Here is a 16,962-nt window from a genome sequence, read left to right as displayed (position 1 = left end):
AACCAAGGAGAACTCCATGTCACTGACAGAGCAACAACTGCAACGCATCATGCCCAACGCCCGCCGCCAAGCGGGCGTTTTTGTTTCTGCGCTCAATGCCGCGATGATCCGCCGGCAGATCAACACACCGCAACGCCAAGCTGCATTTCTCGCCCAGGTCGGACACGAATCCGGCGAGCTGAATTACGTGCGCGAACTGGGCGGCGACCAGTACCTGAGCAAGTATGACACCGGGACTCTGGCCGCACGGCTGGGCAACACGCCCGAGGCCGACGGCGATGGCCAGCGCTACCGTGGCCGGGGGCTGATTCAGATCACCGGCCACAACAACTACCTGCGCTGCAGCTTGGCGCTGTTCGGCGACGAGCGTTTGTTGCGCACGCCTGAGCTGCTGGAGCTGCCGCAGTGGGCCGCCGAGTCGGCCGCGTGGTTCTGGTGGGTTCGTGAGCTGAACGCTCTGGCGGATCGAAACGAATTCGAAGCGATCACCCGCAAGATCAACGGCGGCCTGAATGGTCTGCAGGATCGCTTGCAGTTGTGGGAGCGGGCGAGGGCGGTGCTATGCGCCTCGGCGAAATAATCCCGGCGCCGTATCGGTTGTTGGTCAGCGCGGCGCTGCTGGCCACCCTGGCCGGCGGATCCGCTGCCATCGCCTGGCAAGTGCAGGATTGGCGCTACGGCAAACAGCTCGCCGAGCAGGCTCGCCTCCACACCGAAACGCTCAATCAACTGGCCCTGGCCTCCGCCGCGCAGCAGCGCGCCGAACAAGACAAACGCCTCGCGCTCGAGCAGCGCCTGGCTACCAGTGAACAAACCCATTACCGAGCCTTGACCGATGTCCAACGTAATCAAGATCGCCTGCGCGACCGTCTTGCCACTGCTGATCTGCGCCTGTCAGTCCTACTCGATGCCACCACCGATGCCGGCAACGGATCGGTGCCAACCTCCGCCACCACCAGCGGCATGGTTCATGGTTCCAAAAGAGCCGAACTTGACCCAGCGCATGCTCAACGAATTGTTGGAATCACCGACGACGGTGACCGAGGACTAATAGCGCTTAGAGCGTGTCAAGCTTACGTGTCTGCAATAAATTTACAGAGCGAAAAATGATTACTTAAGTCTAGGGTCGAACTTTAACGGGTTGCTACTAGCAGCTCTATTCGTATGTTCGATAAGCGTATCTTTTCCAAGGGCAAGTGCGCAGTTAGCTATGGTGAGTGAAAATATCATAACCAACAAAGACGTAATTTGCTGAGTTGAGATTGTGATGATGTTTGAGCTCAATCCTATTATTAATATTCCGAAAACTGCACCCAGTCCCGTTCGCGTGATGGTTAGAAAGCCGGTTCCAATCTCTGCAATGACTTTGTGGGTGAACTCAAATATCCACATGCTCTTGTCTGATCTGAATCGTATCCCATATTTAATAAGAAATACTAAGCCATAAGGGGCAATTAAGTAAGCGGAGTAATCAATAAGTGGACCGATAGCAAGTAGTCCTTGAACAATGTCGTCCACATCTTTTTGAGTGTGGCTGAAAAGCCAAAGCGGCACAGCACCTAACAAAAAGGCTATAGCCCATTCGCTTGGTAGGTTTCTTAAAAGCGCAATCGTATCTTTTTTGAAATTACTGCTTTTTTTTTCCATTGGCTTTCCTTGAGGACACAATGAGTTGATCTTCAAAAAAGAGCGGCCGATCTGGATGCGCCAACATCCGGATCGACCGCCGTCCCTGCAGATTGTCCCTGCAAGTCCAGCCAAGGCTCTTGCTCCGTGCACAAAGCGCGGCGAGCCTAACACCTGTTTATCCATACAGTAAAGGTCTTGCTCTCAATGTATTCACCCATCATCCCTTGGATGGGCGGCAAACGCCGCCTGGCCGACCGCCTCCTTCCGCTTTTTCCGCCACACGAATGCTACGTCGAAGTCTTTGCCGGCGGTGCTGCGCTGTACTTCATGAAGCCCCAGCCATCACCAGTCGAAGTCCTCAACGACATCAACGGCGACCTGGTCACGCTATACCGCGTCGTGCAGAACCACCTCGAAGAATTCGTGCGCCAGTTCAAATGGGCGCTCAGTTCTCGGCAAGTGTTCGAATGGCAGAAAATGACCCGCCCTGAAACCCTCACCGACATCCAGCGCGCCGCCCGATTCTTCTACCTGCAGCACCATGCCTTCGCCGGCAAGGTCTCGGGTCAGACATTCGGCACGGCGACCACTGCCCCGGCCATCAACCTGCTACGCATCGAGGAAAACCTCTCGGCCGCGTGGCAGCGCCTGTCCGGCACCTACGTCGAAAACCTCCCCTGGCTTGAGTGCGCTGAACGCTACGACCGTGCCCACACCTTCCATTACATGGACCCGCCTTACTGGCAGACCGCCGGCTACGGCGTCGACTTTCCGTTCGAGAACTATGAACGGATGGCCGACTTCATGCGCCGGTGCAAAGGCAAAGTGATGGTCAGCATCAACGATCATCCGGACATCCGCCGTGTGTTCGAAGGCTTCCACTTCGAGACTCTGGACATCCGCTACACCACAGCCAATCAGCGGCAGGGGAAGGCTGAAGTCAGTGGCGAGCTGGTAATCATGAACTGGGAACCGGTAGCGTTGGGCGGGTTGTTCTGACGGATTCCGATAATCATTTCGTTAATTCCCAGCCTCCCGTTTATCCGATATTTCCTACAGAAATTGACCGAGTGCCGTTCTGAACGTTAACTGTATATTTGTACAGTATCGGAAGTCGTGCGTCATGAGCTTTTCAATCCTAGGCCCTATTGCTGTGGCCGGTCGGAAATTACCTCTTTGTCTTTTTCGGGTGCCGGCAGGTTTTCCTTCGCCAGCAGCGGATCACATCGAAACCCACATATCACTCGACGAAGTGCTCAACATCCGGGCTCCGCATGTTTACTTGGTGAAAATTGCCGGAGAGAGCATGCAGGGGGCTGGAATCTTTGACGGCGATTTGGCGGTAGTGGATCGTTCACTGGAGCCGGCTCACGGGCATATTGTTGTTGCGCTGCTTAACAATGATCCGCTTTGCAAGCGACTGTGCATCCGTGGAAATGAGGTGATCCTCCTGTCCGAAAATCCCAAGTATCCACCGCGCTACGTGCTGGAAGGCGATGAGCTGGCGATCTGGGGCGTGATCATTGGTAGTGTGCGCAGTCATGTCTAAGCGGGTGCCGGTGTTCGGCCTGATCGATTGCAACAGTTTTTACGCCAGTTGCGAGCGAGTGTTCCGTCCTGACCTGGCAAAGGTCCCCATCGTTGTCTTATCGAATAATGACGGGTGCGTCATCGCCCGCAGCTACGATGCCAAGCCATACGTGAAAATGGGCGAGCCGTACTTCCAGATCAAACACAAGCTCAAGCAGCACGGCATCGTCCCGTTCTCCTCGAATTACGCGCTGTACGGTGACATGAGTGAGCGCGTCATGACGCTGATCGAGTCCATGGTTCCCGCAGTCGAGGTCTACAGCATCGACGAAGCCTTCGTCGATTTCGCCGGAATCACCAATTTGGACGGCCTCGGTAGACAGATCCGTAGTCAGGTGCTGAGGTGCGCCGGCATTCCGGTGGGCGTGGGGATCGCTCACACCAAGACCTTGGCCAAGCTAGCCAACCATACGGCCAAACGCCTGCAGGCGCAGACGGGTGGCGTCGTCAATATTTGCGACCCAACTAAGCGTGACTGGGTGCTGCGTAACACTGACGTTTCAGAGGTGTGGGGTGTAGGGCGTCGAATGAAAGCGCACCTGGATACATTGGGCATCAAGAGTGCGATGGATCTGGCAAAAGCAGATCCTTGGACGCTACGCAAAAACTTCAGTGTGGTGATCGAAAAGACGGCGCGCGAACTGGCCGGCACCCCCTGTCTGGAACTAGAGGAACCCGATCCTCCGAAGCAGGAGATCTGCTGCAGTCGAATGTTCGGCACCCGGCTGACGGAACTGGCACCGATCAAGGAGGCGGTGGCCACGTACATGATGCGCGCCTCAGAAAAGCTCAGGGCGCAAAAGTCGCTGTGCAAGAAAGTGCGCGTGAGCATCCGTACTGGGATGTTCAATCCTGAGGAAGCGAAGTACGCCAATGGTGTGGTGATCGATATGCCTTACCCCACGGATGATGTCCGGCTACTGACCAAAGCCGCAGTTGCTGCGGTGGATCGGGTATATCGCCCTGGCTTCAAGTACAGCAAGGCGGAGGTATTGCTGATGAGCCTGTGTCAGCCAGGCGAATACACGGATGATCTGTTTGCGGCTTCTCAACCGACCGAATCTACCAAGGTGATGGCCGTACTGGATCAGATCAACGAACGGTGGGGAAGGGGGACGCTGCGAGCGGCGAGTGTCCCTAGTAGCCCAGCGTGGGCCATGCGGCGTGAAATGATGAGTCAGAGCTACACGACTCGCTTGGACCAATTGTGGACGATCAACTGTAGGTAGTAAATCGTCCGCTATCGGCCATAAGCGGACAGTAACGATGAAGCTTTAAGATTGTTGGTGGCAAAAGTTGTTGGAGTTCGAACCTCTCCTGAACCGCCAAATTTGGTAAGCGCAGGCCATTGATTTTCCGAAAGTATCTTGGATTTGTGGGTTTTGGCGTTAGGAGAATGCCGATATGGTGCTGATAAGGGACTGGCGTGGATACTGTCACAAGAATAAGCCTCTGCGCGCTATTGATCGAAATGCCTACAATCAGCGCTTACACATTTAATTCGCGGAGAGGCATTAATGGATCCAGGGAACGTTTCAGCAATAATCTCGGCTGTGGCGGGTATCAGCGGCGTCTTGCTTGGCAACGCATTTGTCCTGATTAAAGAGTGGAGGATCAAGCGGAAAACGATTAACCAAGCCACCACTTATCTAGGAATTATTGTTGTTTCCCATTTGGATCGATTCGCCACCGAATGCTTCGACTGCTGCAAAGACGATGGCACCTGGCATGGGCAGCCAGCGGGCCAAGATGGTTATTGCCAGACCACGACCGCGGACCCAGTATTTCGGCCGCTGGAGCTTGATGTTGATTGGCGACTACTACCTAGAGATTTGATGTATTTGATTCTTCGAATTCCCGATCAACAAGATCAGCTCCATGGAAAGCTTCGAGGCATCCAAGACTTTGATTGCGATCCGCCGGATCACCCCGAATTTTTCTGGGTAAGGAGACGGGGGTATGCCTTACTAGGGCTGCAGGCATCTGCCATCGTAAAAAAACTTCGTTTACATGCAGGGCTACCTGCTGAAGATCCTCTACCCGGAGAATGGGACCGGGATAAGAGTATGAACGAGGTGATTGCCTGGCTCGATGAGCTGGAAAGGAAAAGTCGTTCCGCTCCAGACGCAGGCGAATAGCTTCTAATAACGAACGCGAGGGAACTCGTTATGCCTATCGCATCCTGCCGAAGCGGTCGGCGTGCAGATCCAAATTACCGCTTACGACGCATCAGGTTCTCCGGTAGCAACCGACGAAGTGTGGCCAGCGAGTGTTCGTAATATCCCGTCTGGCAGCTACACCTTATCGCTGAAACAATACCTACTATATGACCCGTCGATTACCTTTTTCGGCCTAAAGCCGATTGATGTCAACCATTGGAAACCGTGACCAGCCGACTGTTAATAATACCGCCCTACGTTCAATCGGCTCCCACACCTCACCCCGGTGCGGGGGCCTTTTCTTACCCGCCTGGCAATCCTACCCCCTTGGTTGCCCTTGATCTACCACCAGAAGTGAAGGCGCAGCGGAGCACATGGGGTTAACCAATGGGTATATTACTCGCAGACATTTAAATCCTTGAAACGAAGAATGAAGGAGGCTTGCACAATTTATTTTTTCGCGGCCTCTTTGTAATAGTCGCCAGGTTCTATTGCAGGATAAAGTACACTTAAACGCTCAACACACCTGCGCTCAAACTCTGCGTTCACTGACATTTTTCCTTGAAATTTTCTCCCTTTACCGGTGGCCGCTTCGACAGTCATCTCACTAGTGATAAGATTGAGAACCTTCTGCCTACATAAAGCCTCGTAAGCTACTACAGCTTGTAGGAAGCAAACGCTAAAAAGCGTTTTCAAAACTTCAACGCTGTCCTTCTCTCCCAGAAAAGTCTTAGGAACCACCGGGCGCGGATGGGAAAGCAATAGGCCTTTTGCCTTAACTACATCCTTGTCCTGGAAGGTTGCATATGGATTGTGCGCGAACGTATTCCTTATACTATTACAATAGTCAAAAAACTTACGAACATCTCTGCTTAAGACGTTTAAGGCAGATAGAAAATCAAATTTCAATAAAAAAGAAACCCTTCTTAGCTCCATAGCGTTAGCCATAGGTAGAGCCTCATAAAGAGCTCTATCTAGTACCTTATCTATCGAGAAGTGGAACTTCACGACCAAATTCAACAAATCGGCCTCACCTTCGACTAAAGCCTTAAAATCTTTCTCAATGTGCTCAACGTCCATCCCTCACCCCGTACAGCGTCTCAAAGCGGATAAACATTGTCTAAAATCATTCATAGAGATGCCATAGACTAAAAAGTAAGCAATAGCCAACTTATTTAAACAGGCTAAGCACGCGATCCAGCTCAATACATGGCGTACCCTGATCGATAAATTTAAGTATGTTTCGATATTCGTTACTTACTCTATATTGTCGCAAAGTCGGTTTTTTATCATCCGTATAATCCTCGATTACACCGTTCTTAAGAAGGATTGGTAGCAAATTATTAGTGACAATCTTGGACTTGATGTATTGCTGCTTTTGAGGGTAAAAATTACCGCGCTCCTTGAATAGTTCGAAAACTTTTTTTAGATTCTCGGTAATTCGTTCACTCTGCTCGTTTTCTTCCTCTATTCTTTTGTTAATGACGTGCTGAATGTCTATAGTGTCGCAATCTTCAAAACTAGGAATCACTGTAGGACGAAGTCCCTTTCGAGGCTCCAACTGATAAAAATTTGAAGTAACGAAATGTGTATTTTCGTCCATCGCACAATCCCAAAAGAAATCATAGCGTTCAAAATGTGATTTTCTTATGGTTTTTGACTTAAGATCAAACGTTAGTTTCTTCGAGTCGCCAGCTAAAATATTTATTAATGCAACGCCAGAAATCTCGCCTCCACCAGAGTCGCCAAAAATTGTAGTAAGAAGATCTGTAGCTGAAGAACTATCGAATTTTTTGTCACCCGACTCGATCAACAAAGTTATTGCCATAACAAAACACGACGAAATTGCTGACAAGTATTTGCCTTTCTCGGACGGCTCTGCGTAATCAACCAGCTTGTTAAGCTGTTCAACTGTTTCCATTGTAAAATAGACAAGGCTGTCGCTATATTCTAGCTTCCGGCTGAGAGTGCTACACAGTTGATTGCCATAGCGCAGATATGAACCAATTAACTCGATAAGTTTATCATCCAGCTTTAATACATTTAAGTCGAGATAATAGCTATAAATATACAATCCCTTGAAGTATTCATAGAAAAAATCATACCTAAAATTAATTTTTCCGTGACTATACCTAAGCAGAGGATGTGCTTTTAACTTTTCAACGGTTAGGTCATCTATATCGCAATTAGACAGATTTTTTATATTGTAATCAGTTACGTAACCGCTTTCTTGTATCGCTAGATTTATCAGAAATCCTACCTGATCATCTATGCTGAAGTTGCCAAGCTTAGTTACCTCGCGCTCGCAAACACTAAGCACTAAGAAATCATTGGACATTGCCGGAGAGAGCAATCTTGCCTTGGCCTTGACATTGTTATGGCCTCCAAACTCAGAATGCTGCTTAATCAAGTATCCGATCATGTCTAACACATAAGGGATGTAAATTAAGTCGCTATCCTTTTTGTCGCTACTCAGTCTGAACTCCGAAGCCATTTTCAAAGCTTTTGAGATTTTAGCCTGATCTCCAGCGAAATATTTCTGAAAAAACACGGCAGCGAGATCTTCACTAAACGGCTCGAGAGTAATTTCTTCAACCTTTGTTTTATACTCCAAGGTATCCCAAAAATAATCTCGGCAAGTAATGATGATCTTTGTCTTCTCTAAATTCGTTGTATAGCTTTCCGAGATTGAAGTAATAAAAGAAGAAACATCGAATCCCGTCCCAAGTTTGGCAATAACTTCGTCTATACCGTCTAAAACTATGAGCAAATTCCCGTTATCTACAGAAAGTTTTAAAAGCTCTTTACTAAACCCTTTGCCATCAAAATCCTTTTTCTTCATTTGAGCCAGGTAGAAATCATAAATATCGTCAATATTATGATCCGACCTGGCAATCTTTATCAGTTCGTCAACAATTTCATTTGAGTCGATAAATAGAATCCCCACGTCATCATGATGATCGTGCACGTGGTCGAGAAACTGTTTTACTAAGGTGGTTTTACCAATCCCGCCATATCCCTTTATTACCATCAACGGATTCGACACTGCGCCGTACCAATCCTTCAATTGGTCAAGTGCTTTTTTCTTTTCGTCACTGCCGATATCGGCAACCCCCTCAACGTAGTTCTCCAATCGATAAGGTTGGTAATCTAACATGTATTCGGAATAGAGATTTTTGTAACCGAACTCGTCAATAAAAAAAACATGCTCAGTTTGAAAGCGCGCCTTCAAGTTGCTTTTTCTTCTGCCAAGGTCTTTTAGTTCACTTGGGCGCTCAGTCAATATAATTAAGGTATCATTAGCACTTGTTAGCTTTTCGCGCTTGATATGTTCGAATGTTTTATTTTGCGCGGCATTTTCGTGTATGTATAAGAAAACGGTTGGATTTGAGAATTTTTGGTTTAGCCTGTAAAGTTCAAAAAGAACATTTTCGCTCCAATCTCTTTTTGATACAGGAAAATCTTTCTCAATACTCAGGCTTCTGTTCTTATCTATATACAGCTCAACAGTACTCTTAATGCTTCTATCGCGTTTTTGATCTGGCTTTGGCTTTTTGTCGAGCGAATCTTTGAATTTCGAAAAATCAGAAACTAGAAGGGATATTTCTTCTGTTGAGGCTGCGCGCACAGAATCATTGTCCTGTCCCTTTCGAACGAGAACAACTCCAGCCATCACGGTCAGAGTTTTGGTGTCTAGATTATTTTTTATTTCGGTAATAGACGTTGGGCTGGGGACTTTAAATGCTAGAAGTGTGTGTCCATCTATCAGCACTGTTTCAATTTCAATGTTAAGTGGCGGAGTGTTAACTATCTTCTCCAGCCGCGCTAATAGATCTTTTTTAAAAAGCTTGAGATCTCTAAGCTTTTTTATACTGGATATATCTATGGGATATACTTTTTTATCTACTTCGCTAAACCCAATTATCAGATATCGATCAATTCCGCAATACCCGACGTAAGAGTTGCAAAGTGAAATTATGTCTTTGAGGAACTCACCCCATTGCCTTGAGATTTCTACCGGCGATGAAGCATCGGTCCAATACCAATCACGTTTAAACTCTAGGACAGGCGACTCTTCTTCCTGGAGGCAGGCATAAATTTCATCTACGGTTATCATGACCATGTCCCTATGTATTAGAAGCAATTTTCTAACACTAGGCGATTCGAATGGCTGATGTCAATTTGACACCCCTTCAGGCTTTGTACTGAGGTGGATTTTTAGGCTCCCGCCTCTGCAGCGCCCCTCCAAGTCACAGAGATTTATTGGGGATTCCGTTGAGTTAGGCTGCACCACTGCTAAAAGGTAGTTTTGCCTTGGAACGCCGGCTTCTGGCCGTTAGCGGCCAGTTGTGAACGTCCGTTTTTGGCCGGTAGCGGTCGCGTACGAACGTCCGCTTCTGGCCGGGAGCTGCCGTTCCCAGCAATCCTCTTTGGTCGACTGTCGTCGCTGACGAGGGGCGCTAAGGGCCAATAGCTTCCAGGTGGGCGTCCGGGAAATCCGGGGCGATCCAATTCATGAATCATGTTTTTTTGATCGGTTGGTAATGTAGATGATAGATGTTGCAGCGAACTCAAGAAAAAACTCTGCTTCTGCTTTTGAAAGAGCTGACTCGACTGTACCGCCGTGCCTAACGAAATCTTTGTTACTCGCATACCCATAGGCTTGGGTGATCAAGCGCTCAATATCTGCATCGAGATTTGCTTTCTTGATGACCTTGCCGAGCGTTCCGTTGGGCTCGTTCATCAACACCATGAGGCTTGACTCAATAGAGCTGATTGACTCCTTTATAGAGTTTTCGAAGTCAGGCGTTGCTGAGTAAATGAAGTTCTTCGCCTTTAGCCATTGGGCACGAATTGGCGTCAATTCATCAGCCAAGGCTTCATTTGCCTTATTCCAGTTCCTAGATGATGGGGCGTGTCGTTGTCTCCGTTTGAGGTCGAGCAAAATGTCGGCATAGAGCTCCTGCACGTAAACGCGTCTGCTCGCATAAGTGCTCATTTCCTGGAGCTTGCAAAATGCCATGAAGACTTCGAGCGATTTGTGCGGGTTGGGGTTCGCATATTTCGCATCTTCCAGATCAATTGTTACCTCTGGATAAAGCTCTCGATATTCGGCAGGCTGAGCAGAGGTTCGTCCATCGGTAGCGTACGCGATCATTAATGTTTGTATCTCAATGATTTTTGCACCCAGTTCAATCGCTCGCTTGCTGTCCACAGATTACTCCTGGCTTCCTGATGAACGCGTTTCACCTAGTTTAGTCATGGGAAAGTGAGGGAGTAAGGAAGCTTACCTGTATTGATTGACGCATCCGAGCGGCTGCTTTTGGCTGAAAGCTGCCGCTCACGGAATGCCGCTTTTGGCCGATTGCTGCCTGCAAAGACGATATTAGGATTGCCGTATCCGCATAATCGCATCTGTGATCGCTCTTGCATTTGTGTCTAAGGTCTCCATAGCCATCACAGCGTTATCTGCAACCACTGCCGCGCCACTGGCTGCAAGCCAAACGGCAACCTCCTCGATTGCTGCCGCCAGTGCGTGCTGGTTGTGCAGGAGCAATGTCAGGGCGTCAGCAGTGGCGATATTAGAAGCTGAGTTATTTGGCATACGATCCATCCTGGAAATGAGGGGTTCGCGAAGCCTAGCTCATGCGGCCGCCGCAGAGAGGCTTAGCTACCGCATGCTTAAAAATTGCTACACCGCGCAGATGATTTGAGACTTTAGCCAATCAGTTGGGAGGGGAGGCGGGCTACTGCATCCAATCCATCATGGGCGCGACGGAGAAACGGCGGGAGAGTGGGGCGGGTGTAGCGGTGATTGGGGGCATTGGGGGTACGGAATCGGTGTGGCTGGGAGGTGGGGAGTTTATCAGGAATGGGAGGAGGGGCTTGGCGGAGGGAATGGCAGAGTGGTTTCACAGCGTCCGAATTCTGGATCTGCTGAGCTCGCTCAGCTTGCACTGGATTGAATGAGACAAATCCGCCGCAGGATTGATAGCATGTGGCTATCAATCTCCACATCCTTGCAGGAACGGAATCCATGTCGAACAAAATCCATGCGTTAGTGCTTTGCCTGGCCGGTCTCGTTGGTGCTATGCAAAATGCCGTTGCAGCGGACAACCTGTTCAAGAGCTATGCCTACGACACGCCAATCACGAAATACACCGAGGCTGGCGGTTACTATGATTGCTCGGCAGAGGTGGGCGCGCCCGCCCGGTGTATTGATGACGTGGATTTCATTGATCAGAAATTCACCGCAGGCTTGGTGTTCAGCAGTGACAAGCTGATTATGGTTTCACTGTTCGCGCCCTATGAGCGTGAACTGTTCGGGCGTGCCATCGGTGCGCTGGCCAAGTCGTTCGGTCTGGTCGCACTGGCTGACGGCAAGTCCATGCTGGATCTCGTCGATCTGGCGGCTAAAGCTAAAAGCAAGGATGAGTACTACGCTAAGCTCAACAACTATGAAAGTGTTGCTCTAAACGCCGATAATTTGACTTACTCGTTTATTGAGGGCGCTGCCTCGATCAAAGGGACACCTAGCGTTTCTGGTTTAATGGCAGCCGCCCCTGCGAACGTTAGGGGGGCTGATCTGATTGTCACGGGTAAGGGTGAGGAATCGATCATTATGATCAAGTTTTCTTTCCCGAAGCTTGACGAGAGTAAACTTGTAGAACAGACCAAAAAACCGGTGGAATCTTTCTAAGTTTGATGCTTTGGCGTGTAACGCGCTTCATCAGCAATAGAAAAGGGACAGATTTTTTTGGATCATTTTTTGCGAAAAATAAATCTGTCCCCATTGCCCATAAAGCGTCGCGGAAAAGAGAAACTAGATCACCCGCTAGGTACGCTATGGCTCTCAAATATGGGGAATGGGATGGATAATTTTTGGGGATCAGACGTTGGTAAAGTCGCCTTAGGCGGTGCCATCGCCATCGCGGGACAGCTAATGGTCTTTCTTCTCAGTTGGGGGAAAGAACACATCGTGGCCTGGAGAAAGAGTGAGCTCGAAGCACAGCACCTAGGTATTCAGCTGGTCTATGTCTTCGAGAAACTCGCTGGTGACTGCTACTCAGCGGTGAACGACCACACATTCACAGATCAGTCTGGTAGGACCTTTAATGCTGTCGATAATCCAGAACTTACGCTTCCGCCAAATGGCGATTACCGAGTTCTGCCCACAGCGATTATGTACGACGTAATGTCGATCCCAAGCCGCCTCGAAGCAATCAGGGAGGGATTGGCAGCGATGCATGAATTCGCTTCTCCACCTGACTACTCAGAGTATTACGAATACCGACGCGAAACATTATCGAGGCTCGGTTTGAAAGCTTTGGAGCTTGTAGACGCGCTCTGTAATAAATACAAATTTCCGCGCCCCGAACGCATCGAGCACTACGACCCTAAAGAGGTATTTCTGCATTACGTGCGTAAGAGCGCCGAAGTCCCCATCTGACAAGATGCGGAACAGGCGGTAGCTTCGGGCTAACAGCTTCCCAGCTAACCAGATCCGTCCGGTAAAAGGTTCAAGCTTCCGGCAACGCAGGGGGGAAGTACACAAGCTGGCTAACTTTGTGAGCTGAGGGCGCGAATCAATGTTGCCGTGGAAAGCACCAAACGAAGCGGATTATTTGTCGAGGGTATAAAGCCCAGCTTATTCCGGTAGTAATCAGCAGCGTCATCATCTTTGGCGTCGACGACGATAAAGGCCACGCCGGACTGCTTCGAAATCGCATACACGCGGCGGAAGAAATCAGACATCAGGCGCTGACCAAGTCCCTGCCCCCGTACAGCTTTGTCCACCGCCAAGCGACTCAATAATACGGCAGGCATAGGGTAGCGAGGCATTCTCTTGGTGTGCTCTTCACTAAGTTCACTGAGAGCAACGGAGGTATTTGCTAAGGTGTAATAACCCAGCAACGATTCGTTTTCGACGTACAAAAATGTTCGAGATACATTGCGTTTTTGATCTTGACTGGCGTGTTCGGCAATATAGAGATTCAATGCCGGGTGTACCCCACAATCAAACACAGAGCGATCAATCGATTTGTCGAAATCGACAGTAATAAAATCCATTTAATAGCTCTTATCGCAAGGTAAGCAGATTAAGAAGTGCCTCAGTAGGCTCCGGTGGGGTGTCAAGCAGCTGGTACGCTGCCTCAGCATCAAGAACGGTTACACCCTCAACGTCGAAGTCGGTTGCCTTTTCTTCATGCACAACAGAACGCACGGCCAACGCCGCGACGACCTTTTTAAGTTCGGCCATATCGCGCTCAAGATCCGACAGGTGGGGAGCACGTACAGGCTTAGCTCTGACGCTAACCTTTTGGCTCAGCACGCTGCCTGCGAGACTCTTCGTTACATGTCTCTCCACGACATCATCCGCTTTCAACAGGAAAGCTTTGATGCTGCCATCCTCCCTGTGAACGGTAATCTCACCCTTTTTGCCGAATGTGATACGGGTATGTTTTTTACGTTGCTCTGCTCTATCCACGTTGTTCCCCTCTCGATTCCACATACTACCCCATTTCAGCTTGACATCTAAGAGCCAACCGTCGTAGGAGCTTCCCTTAGGCTAGCTTCCTAATGTGATGATTCCTACATCTCAAACCGTCAACTCGTCGGCCTGTGAAGCATGGAACTGGCTATTTTTCCGTCCAAATGAGGGAGATTTCATTGCTGCACATATGCACAGAAAATCCTTGAAGCTATTGGTTTTTCTGGTTCCCCCACCTAAAGCGGCCATCCTAACTCGGGCTCAGAATCCCTTGCTCATACCGGCCGCGAACCGCGATTTCATCCAAGGACGCGTACACCTGCGAATCAGATGCTAAAACACCACGCCACGCAGGTCTGAGAGGATCCAGCTTCTTGAGGTTCTTTTTGATCAAGAATGCGGACAGCCCCGATCTCCTGACTATCGGCTTGAGAAAAAAGGGGACTGAGAAAAAAGGGGACAGATTTATTTGTTTTTGTTTTGGATTTCTAGGTGGTAAATAAATCTGTCCCCATTATTCGATTGTTTCCCGCGCTGTGAAGTAGCGTGAGTTCCAAGAACTTGCCAGTCAAACCGTCACGTCGACCTTATTGGCGCCTACGGGCATCTGGGTGACTGTTTCATGCGTCATTCGCGCGCCCTTGCTCCACAACTGGGAGGAGAAGAAACCGTTCAGGGTATCAGTGTTTGGGGTTGTCCCTTTTTTAAGGAATAGGGCACCCAGATCGATTGTGTTGGCGAAGTTGTCCTTGTTCAGAATATACCCGCCCGTAAAGTTACCACCCCACGTAGCGTCGGCGGCCACCAGGGCGATGGAGGCGTCGCGGTAGCTGCTCGCTGCCGATTTCAATTCACTGGAAGCATTCAACAGCTCGTTCAGCCGATCCATGTCGGAAGCGCTGAGCTGGCGTGAACTGTCGAGAACCTTGAGGCTGCCATCCGCTTCGATGGTGAAGCCAAATTTCTTGTCGGCGAGATCCGGATCGCTGTGAGCCAACGCTGATTGGAACTCCTCGAAAGAGAGTTTCAGCGATTGATGGGCGCTTTTGTGCCCTTCGGCAATTTGCGGGTAATCCGGCGACTGGGTGCGCGCGATCATGCTCTCGATCGATTCCGTTTCCGGGCTCGGCGCGGGGAGGTCATTGTTTGGATGGTAAATTGCAGCCGGATTGATGTTGACCGTGGTTTTCAGCAAGTTTTCACTGAGGGATTTGGTGGTCAATGGCTGGCTGGTTTGGCTCAACTGAGCGGTTGATGGCCGGATAAATACAGAATTGATTGAAAGGGGCATGTCGTCATTCCTTGAACGTCTGAATTAGCAGGGTATCGACGGCCTATGAAAAAACATGAGGGTGGAAGGGAAGGTCCAGACGGATTGCATACGTGAAGCCTTTTTTAAACGGTCAGCTCCAGCACGGCGTTTTGTCCGGACAAAAGGGACGACAAACGGGATGTACGACAAAAGGGACGGATTGGTTTGTTTTTGACTTCTATGTGGTAAATAAATCTGTCCCCATTGTTTTCCAAACCAAAAAAACTGTGACTGTTTTAAGCCTAAAAAACCACTCGTTTAAATGACTCATTCTCTCGTAATCCAAACCCTACACATCCTTGCGCCACCCCCTACACCTAAGACAGAATCCGCCGGCTTGTACGTCTAGACCGGGGCTTTTATCGTTCTCGGATCACTGAAAACCAGTGATCGGGTTTGGTAGCCCGCTTCGTGTCTAGATTCATGGCGTCACCGTGTGCAGTCCTTTTCAGGGCTCGGATTTCATGGTGGTCATGCGTGGGGCCCATTCGTGGGCGCCGGGTTCTAGTGCGACCGGTCTACCAACCCGCGTATGGCCGCCACCCAACGTTTGGTAGCGAAGGGTGATGGTTCCTTTTGGTAATCGCGCTAGAGGATTCATCCATGTTCAAACCAACACCCAACCCACCCGAAACCGATCCGGTTTCACCTTATCAATTCCCAGATTCCAAAAAGCTCAACGAAGCCGCCGAACGCGCCCTCGACCATTACCTCACCCCGCAACAACGCATCATGGGCAGCCACACCGAACACGACCCCATGTTCCTGGCCAACCCCGCCTACACCAGCGAATCGCTGTTGGCCAACGCCAGCGAGTCCCTCGATTCCGCCAGTGAAATGCTCAGCAACTTCGCCGCCATCCTGGAACCCTCGCACCGCAAAACGGCGCTGGGCATCGCGCAGGTGGTGATGGTTGCGGGGCTGGCGGTGAATCAGGCGCTGGATCACGTCGAGCCGAAGTCGTAAGTGCAAACCCCTTCCGTGGCGAATGCCGCCACGGGAGAGCCATGTATCTTCAGATTTCCCCAACATGGACGACAACTTACGCATTCCATTCCGCGTTTTGAGTCGTTTATGAAAAAACTAGTTGTCGTGATGTTCGCCGTCCTGTTGCTCGCAGGCTGTGCCAATCAGAAGTTCAAACCCGAATACCGCACGCAGATCCACACGGTGAAGATTCTCCCGGTGACCTGGAGTAACAAGGAAATGACCTACATGGGCCGAGAGCAGGCCTGGGGTGCGGCGTTGGGTGCCGGTGTCGGCGCGGGTGTTGGCATGGCGTCCCATGCCGGGAAGCTCGGGACGGCGGCGCTCAGTGGGGCCGGGTTTGCGGCGGGGTTGAAGGCTGGAGATCTGGCGTCGATGTCCACGGTCGAGGCGATTCAGTACAACATGGCGACGGCCGATATCGATCTGGGCAAGTTGGTGAAGAAGGGTTTCGAGGATCAACTGGCGGCGACCGGTCGTTTCAAGGTGGTTGCCGAGAATGAGCCGGCCGATGCGGAGATCAAGTTGACCGTGGTCAATTGGGGTTTTGCGCTGACGCAGGGTTTCAGCAGCGTGGTGTACCCGACGATTGTGGTGAACGGTTCGTTGAAGCGCGGCGAAGAGTTAATCTGGCAGCGCAATGAGCCGATTACCGCGTTCAACGGTGCCAACACCTATGGCTACGAGCCGCTGCGTTATCGCACCGAACCGGAGCTGGTCCGTGAAGCGTTGACCGGTGTTTCGCAGATTGTGGGGACCTATCTGGTCAAGGATCTGAACGAGTAATCACCGTT

General features: G+C 50.2%; 18 protein-coding genes. 10 read left to right on the top strand and 8 right to left on the bottom strand.

Annotation, left to right across the window (positions count from 1 at the left end; translation table 11 throughout):
- Positions 1 to 16 precede the first annotated feature (16 nt).
- Positions 17 to 580 carry a glycoside hydrolase family 19 protein gene (locus C6Y56_RS18725; RefSeq protein WP_169431139.1) on the top strand — a complete coding sequence of 188 codons (564 nt, stop codon included), beginning with the start codon at positions 17 to 19 and terminating at the stop codon, positions 578 to 580.
- The gene (locus tag C6Y56_RS18720; protein ID WP_169431138.1) at positions 562 to 1,110 is read left to right on the top strand and encodes a lysis system i-spanin subunit Rz; all 549 of its coding nucleotides are present in this window, start codon (positions 562 to 564) and stop codon (positions 1,108 to 1,110) included. Before C6Y56_RS18725 ends, C6Y56_RS18720 begins: the two co-directional genes overlap by 19 nt.
- Here the strand turns inward: C6Y56_RS18720 and C6Y56_RS18715 are convergent, their stop codons facing one another.
- Entirely contained in the window at positions 1,111 to 1,812 is a 702-nt protein-coding gene (locus tag C6Y56_RS18715; RefSeq protein WP_169431137.1) for a hypothetical protein, read from the bottom strand.
- Positions 1,813 to 1,833: 21 nt separating this feature from the next.
- On the opposite strand from C6Y56_RS18715, the gene C6Y56_RS18710 reads away from it, so the two are divergent.
- The 4 genes from C6Y56_RS18710 to C6Y56_RS18695 all read left to right on the top strand — a co-directional run bounded on the left by C6Y56_RS18710 (position 1,834) and on the right by C6Y56_RS18695 (position 5,357).
- Positions 1,834 to 2,628 (top strand): DNA adenine methylase, encoded by a 795-nt coding sequence (locus tag C6Y56_RS18710; protein ID WP_169431136.1) that lies wholly within the window; start codon positions 1,834 to 1,836, stop codon positions 2,626 to 2,628.
- 124 nt (positions 2,629 to 2,752) lie between these two features.
- The gene (locus C6Y56_RS18705) at positions 2,753 to 3,178 is read left to right on the top strand and encodes a LexA family protein (RefSeq protein WP_169431135.1); all 426 of its coding nucleotides are present in this window, start codon (positions 2,753 to 2,755) and stop codon (positions 3,176 to 3,178) included.
- On the top strand, positions 3,171 to 4,448 hold the full coding sequence (gene umuC, locus C6Y56_RS18700; protein ID WP_169431134.1) for a translesion error-prone DNA polymerase V subunit UmuC: 1,278 nt from the start codon (positions 3,171 to 3,173) through the stop codon (positions 4,446 to 4,448). Before C6Y56_RS18705 ends, umuC begins: the two co-directional genes overlap by 8 nt.
- 288 nt (positions 4,449 to 4,736) lie before the next feature.
- Positions 4,737 to 5,357: a hypothetical protein gene (locus tag C6Y56_RS18695; RefSeq protein ID WP_169431133.1), complete on the top strand. Its 621-nt coding sequence runs from the start codon at positions 4,737 to 4,739 to the stop codon at positions 5,355 to 5,357.
- A gap of 471 nt (positions 5,358 to 5,828) precedes the next feature.
- Here C6Y56_RS18695 and C6Y56_RS18690 read toward each other — a convergent pair whose 3' ends face one another.
- The 4 genes from C6Y56_RS18690 to C6Y56_RS18675 form a co-directional block, all read right to left on the bottom strand.
- Positions 5,829 to 6,458 (bottom strand): hypothetical protein, encoded by a 630-nt coding sequence (locus C6Y56_RS18690; protein WP_169431132.1) that lies wholly within the window; start codon positions 6,456 to 6,458, stop codon positions 5,829 to 5,831.
- A gap of 91 nt (positions 6,459 to 6,549) precedes the next feature.
- Entirely contained in the window at positions 6,550 to 9,495 is a 2,946-nt protein-coding gene (locus C6Y56_RS18685) for an NACHT domain-containing protein (RefSeq protein WP_169431131.1), read from the bottom strand.
- Positions 9,496 to 9,891: 396 nt separating this feature from the next.
- Positions 9,892 to 10,593, bottom strand: coding sequence for a hypothetical protein (locus tag C6Y56_RS18680; RefSeq protein ID WP_169431130.1), 702 nt, complete (start codon positions 10,591 to 10,593; stop codon positions 9,892 to 9,894).
- Positions 10,594 to 10,764: 171 nt separating this feature from the next.
- Complete coding sequence (locus C6Y56_RS18675; RefSeq protein ID WP_169431129.1) at positions 10,765 to 10,983, bottom strand: hypothetical protein; 219 nt, start codon at positions 10,981 to 10,983, stop codon at positions 10,765 to 10,767.
- 393 nt (positions 10,984 to 11,376) lie between these two features.
- On the opposite strand from C6Y56_RS18675, the gene C6Y56_RS18670 reads away from it, so the two are divergent.
- Both C6Y56_RS18670 and C6Y56_RS18665 read left to right on the top strand, forming a co-directional pair.
- Complete coding sequence (locus C6Y56_RS18670; RefSeq protein WP_249314318.1) at positions 11,377 to 12,078, top strand: hypothetical protein; 702 nt, start codon at positions 11,377 to 11,379, stop codon at positions 12,076 to 12,078.
- Between the two features lie 171 nt (positions 12,079 to 12,249).
- Positions 12,250 to 12,828 carry a hypothetical protein gene (locus C6Y56_RS18665; protein ID WP_169431128.1) on the top strand — a complete coding sequence of 193 codons (579 nt, stop codon included), beginning with the start codon at positions 12,250 to 12,252 and terminating at the stop codon, positions 12,826 to 12,828.
- A 110-nt stretch (positions 12,829 to 12,938) separates the two neighbouring features.
- On the opposite strand, the gene C6Y56_RS18660 is transcribed toward C6Y56_RS18665, so the two are convergent.
- The 3 genes from C6Y56_RS18660 to C6Y56_RS18650 form a co-directional block, all read right to left on the bottom strand.
- Positions 12,939 to 13,448, bottom strand: a complete 510-nt coding sequence (locus tag C6Y56_RS18660; RefSeq protein ID WP_169431127.1) for a GNAT family N-acetyltransferase — start codon at positions 13,446 to 13,448, stop codon at positions 12,939 to 12,941.
- Between the two features lie 10 nt (positions 13,449 to 13,458).
- The gene (locus C6Y56_RS18655; protein ID WP_169431126.1) at positions 13,459 to 13,866 is read right to left on the bottom strand and encodes a DUF2664 domain-containing protein; all 408 of its coding nucleotides are present in this window, start codon (positions 13,864 to 13,866) and stop codon (positions 13,459 to 13,461) included.
- 571 nt (positions 13,867 to 14,437) lie between these two features.
- Positions 14,438 to 15,160, bottom strand: a complete 723-nt coding sequence (locus tag C6Y56_RS18650; protein ID WP_169431125.1) for a hypothetical protein — start codon at positions 15,158 to 15,160, stop codon at positions 14,438 to 14,440.
- Between the two features lie 624 nt (positions 15,161 to 15,784).
- On the opposite strand from C6Y56_RS18650, the gene C6Y56_RS18645 reads away from it, so the two are divergent.
- Both C6Y56_RS18645 and C6Y56_RS18640 read left to right on the top strand, forming a co-directional pair.
- Complete coding sequence (locus tag C6Y56_RS18645) at positions 15,785 to 16,147, top strand: DUF6124 family protein (protein WP_169431124.1); 363 nt, start codon at positions 15,785 to 15,787, stop codon at positions 16,145 to 16,147.
- Between the two features lie 108 nt (positions 16,148 to 16,255).
- Positions 16,256 to 16,954 carry a hypothetical protein gene (locus C6Y56_RS18640; protein ID WP_169431123.1) on the top strand — a complete coding sequence of 233 codons (699 nt, stop codon included), beginning with the start codon at positions 16,256 to 16,258 and terminating at the stop codon, positions 16,952 to 16,954.
- Positions 16,955 to 16,962: the final 8 nt, after the last annotated feature.

Origin of the sequence: Pseudomonas fluorescens (assembly GCF_012974785.1) — a bacterium.
Lineage (GTDB): Bacteria > Pseudomonadota > Gammaproteobacteria > Pseudomonadales > Pseudomonadaceae > Aquipseudomonas > Aquipseudomonas fluorescens_BT.
Note: the sequence above shows the minus strand (reverse complement) of the source record. Positions and strands in the feature narration are given on the sequence as shown.

Coding starts and splice junctions, on each gene's coding strand:
- C6Y56_RS18725 (WP_169431139.1), top strand. CDS start 17: ATGTCACTGACAGAGCAACAACTGCAACGCATCATGCCCAACGCCCGC.
- C6Y56_RS18715 (WP_169431137.1), bottom strand. CDS start 1,812: ATGGATAAACAGGTGTTAGGCTCGCCGCGCTTTGTGCACGGAGCAAGA.
- C6Y56_RS18675 (WP_169431129.1), bottom strand. CDS start 10,983: ATGCCAAATAACTCAGCTTCTAATATCGCCACTGCTGACGCCCTGACA.
- C6Y56_RS18660 (WP_169431127.1), bottom strand. CDS start 13,448: ATGGATTTTATTACTGTCGATTTCGACAAATCGATTGATCGCTCTGTG.
- umuC (WP_169431134.1), top strand. CDS start 3,171: ATGTCTAAGCGGGTGCCGGTGTTCGGCCTGATCGATTGCAACAGTTTT.
- C6Y56_RS18640 (WP_169431123.1), top strand. CDS start 16,256: ATGAAAAAACTAGTTGTCGTGATGTTCGCCGTCCTGTTGCTCGCAGGC.
- C6Y56_RS18685 (WP_169431131.1), bottom strand. CDS start 9,495: ATGATAACCGTAGATGAAATTTATGCCTGCCTCCAGGAAGAAGAGTCG.
- C6Y56_RS18720 (WP_169431138.1), top strand. CDS start 562: ATGCGCCTCGGCGAAATAATCCCGGCGCCGTATCGGTTGTTGGTCAGC.
- C6Y56_RS18645 (WP_169431124.1), top strand. CDS start 15,785: ATGTTCAAACCAACACCCAACCCACCCGAAACCGATCCGGTTTCACCT.
- C6Y56_RS18705 (WP_169431135.1), top strand. CDS start 2,753: ATGAGCTTTTCAATCCTAGGCCCTATTGCTGTGGCCGGTCGGAAATTA.
- C6Y56_RS18665 (WP_169431128.1), top strand. CDS start 12,250: ATGGATAATTTTTGGGGATCAGACGTTGGTAAAGTCGCCTTAGGCGGT.
- C6Y56_RS18695 (WP_169431133.1), top strand. CDS start 4,737: ATGGATCCAGGGAACGTTTCAGCAATAATCTCGGCTGTGGCGGGTATC.
- C6Y56_RS18650 (WP_169431125.1), bottom strand. CDS start 15,160: ATGCCCCTTTCAATCAATTCTGTATTTATCCGGCCATCAACCGCTCAG.
- C6Y56_RS18710 (WP_169431136.1), top strand. CDS start 1,834: ATGTATTCACCCATCATCCCTTGGATGGGCGGCAAACGCCGCCTGGCC.
- C6Y56_RS18690 (WP_169431132.1), bottom strand. CDS start 6,458: ATGGACGTTGAGCACATTGAGAAAGATTTTAAGGCTTTAGTCGAAGGT.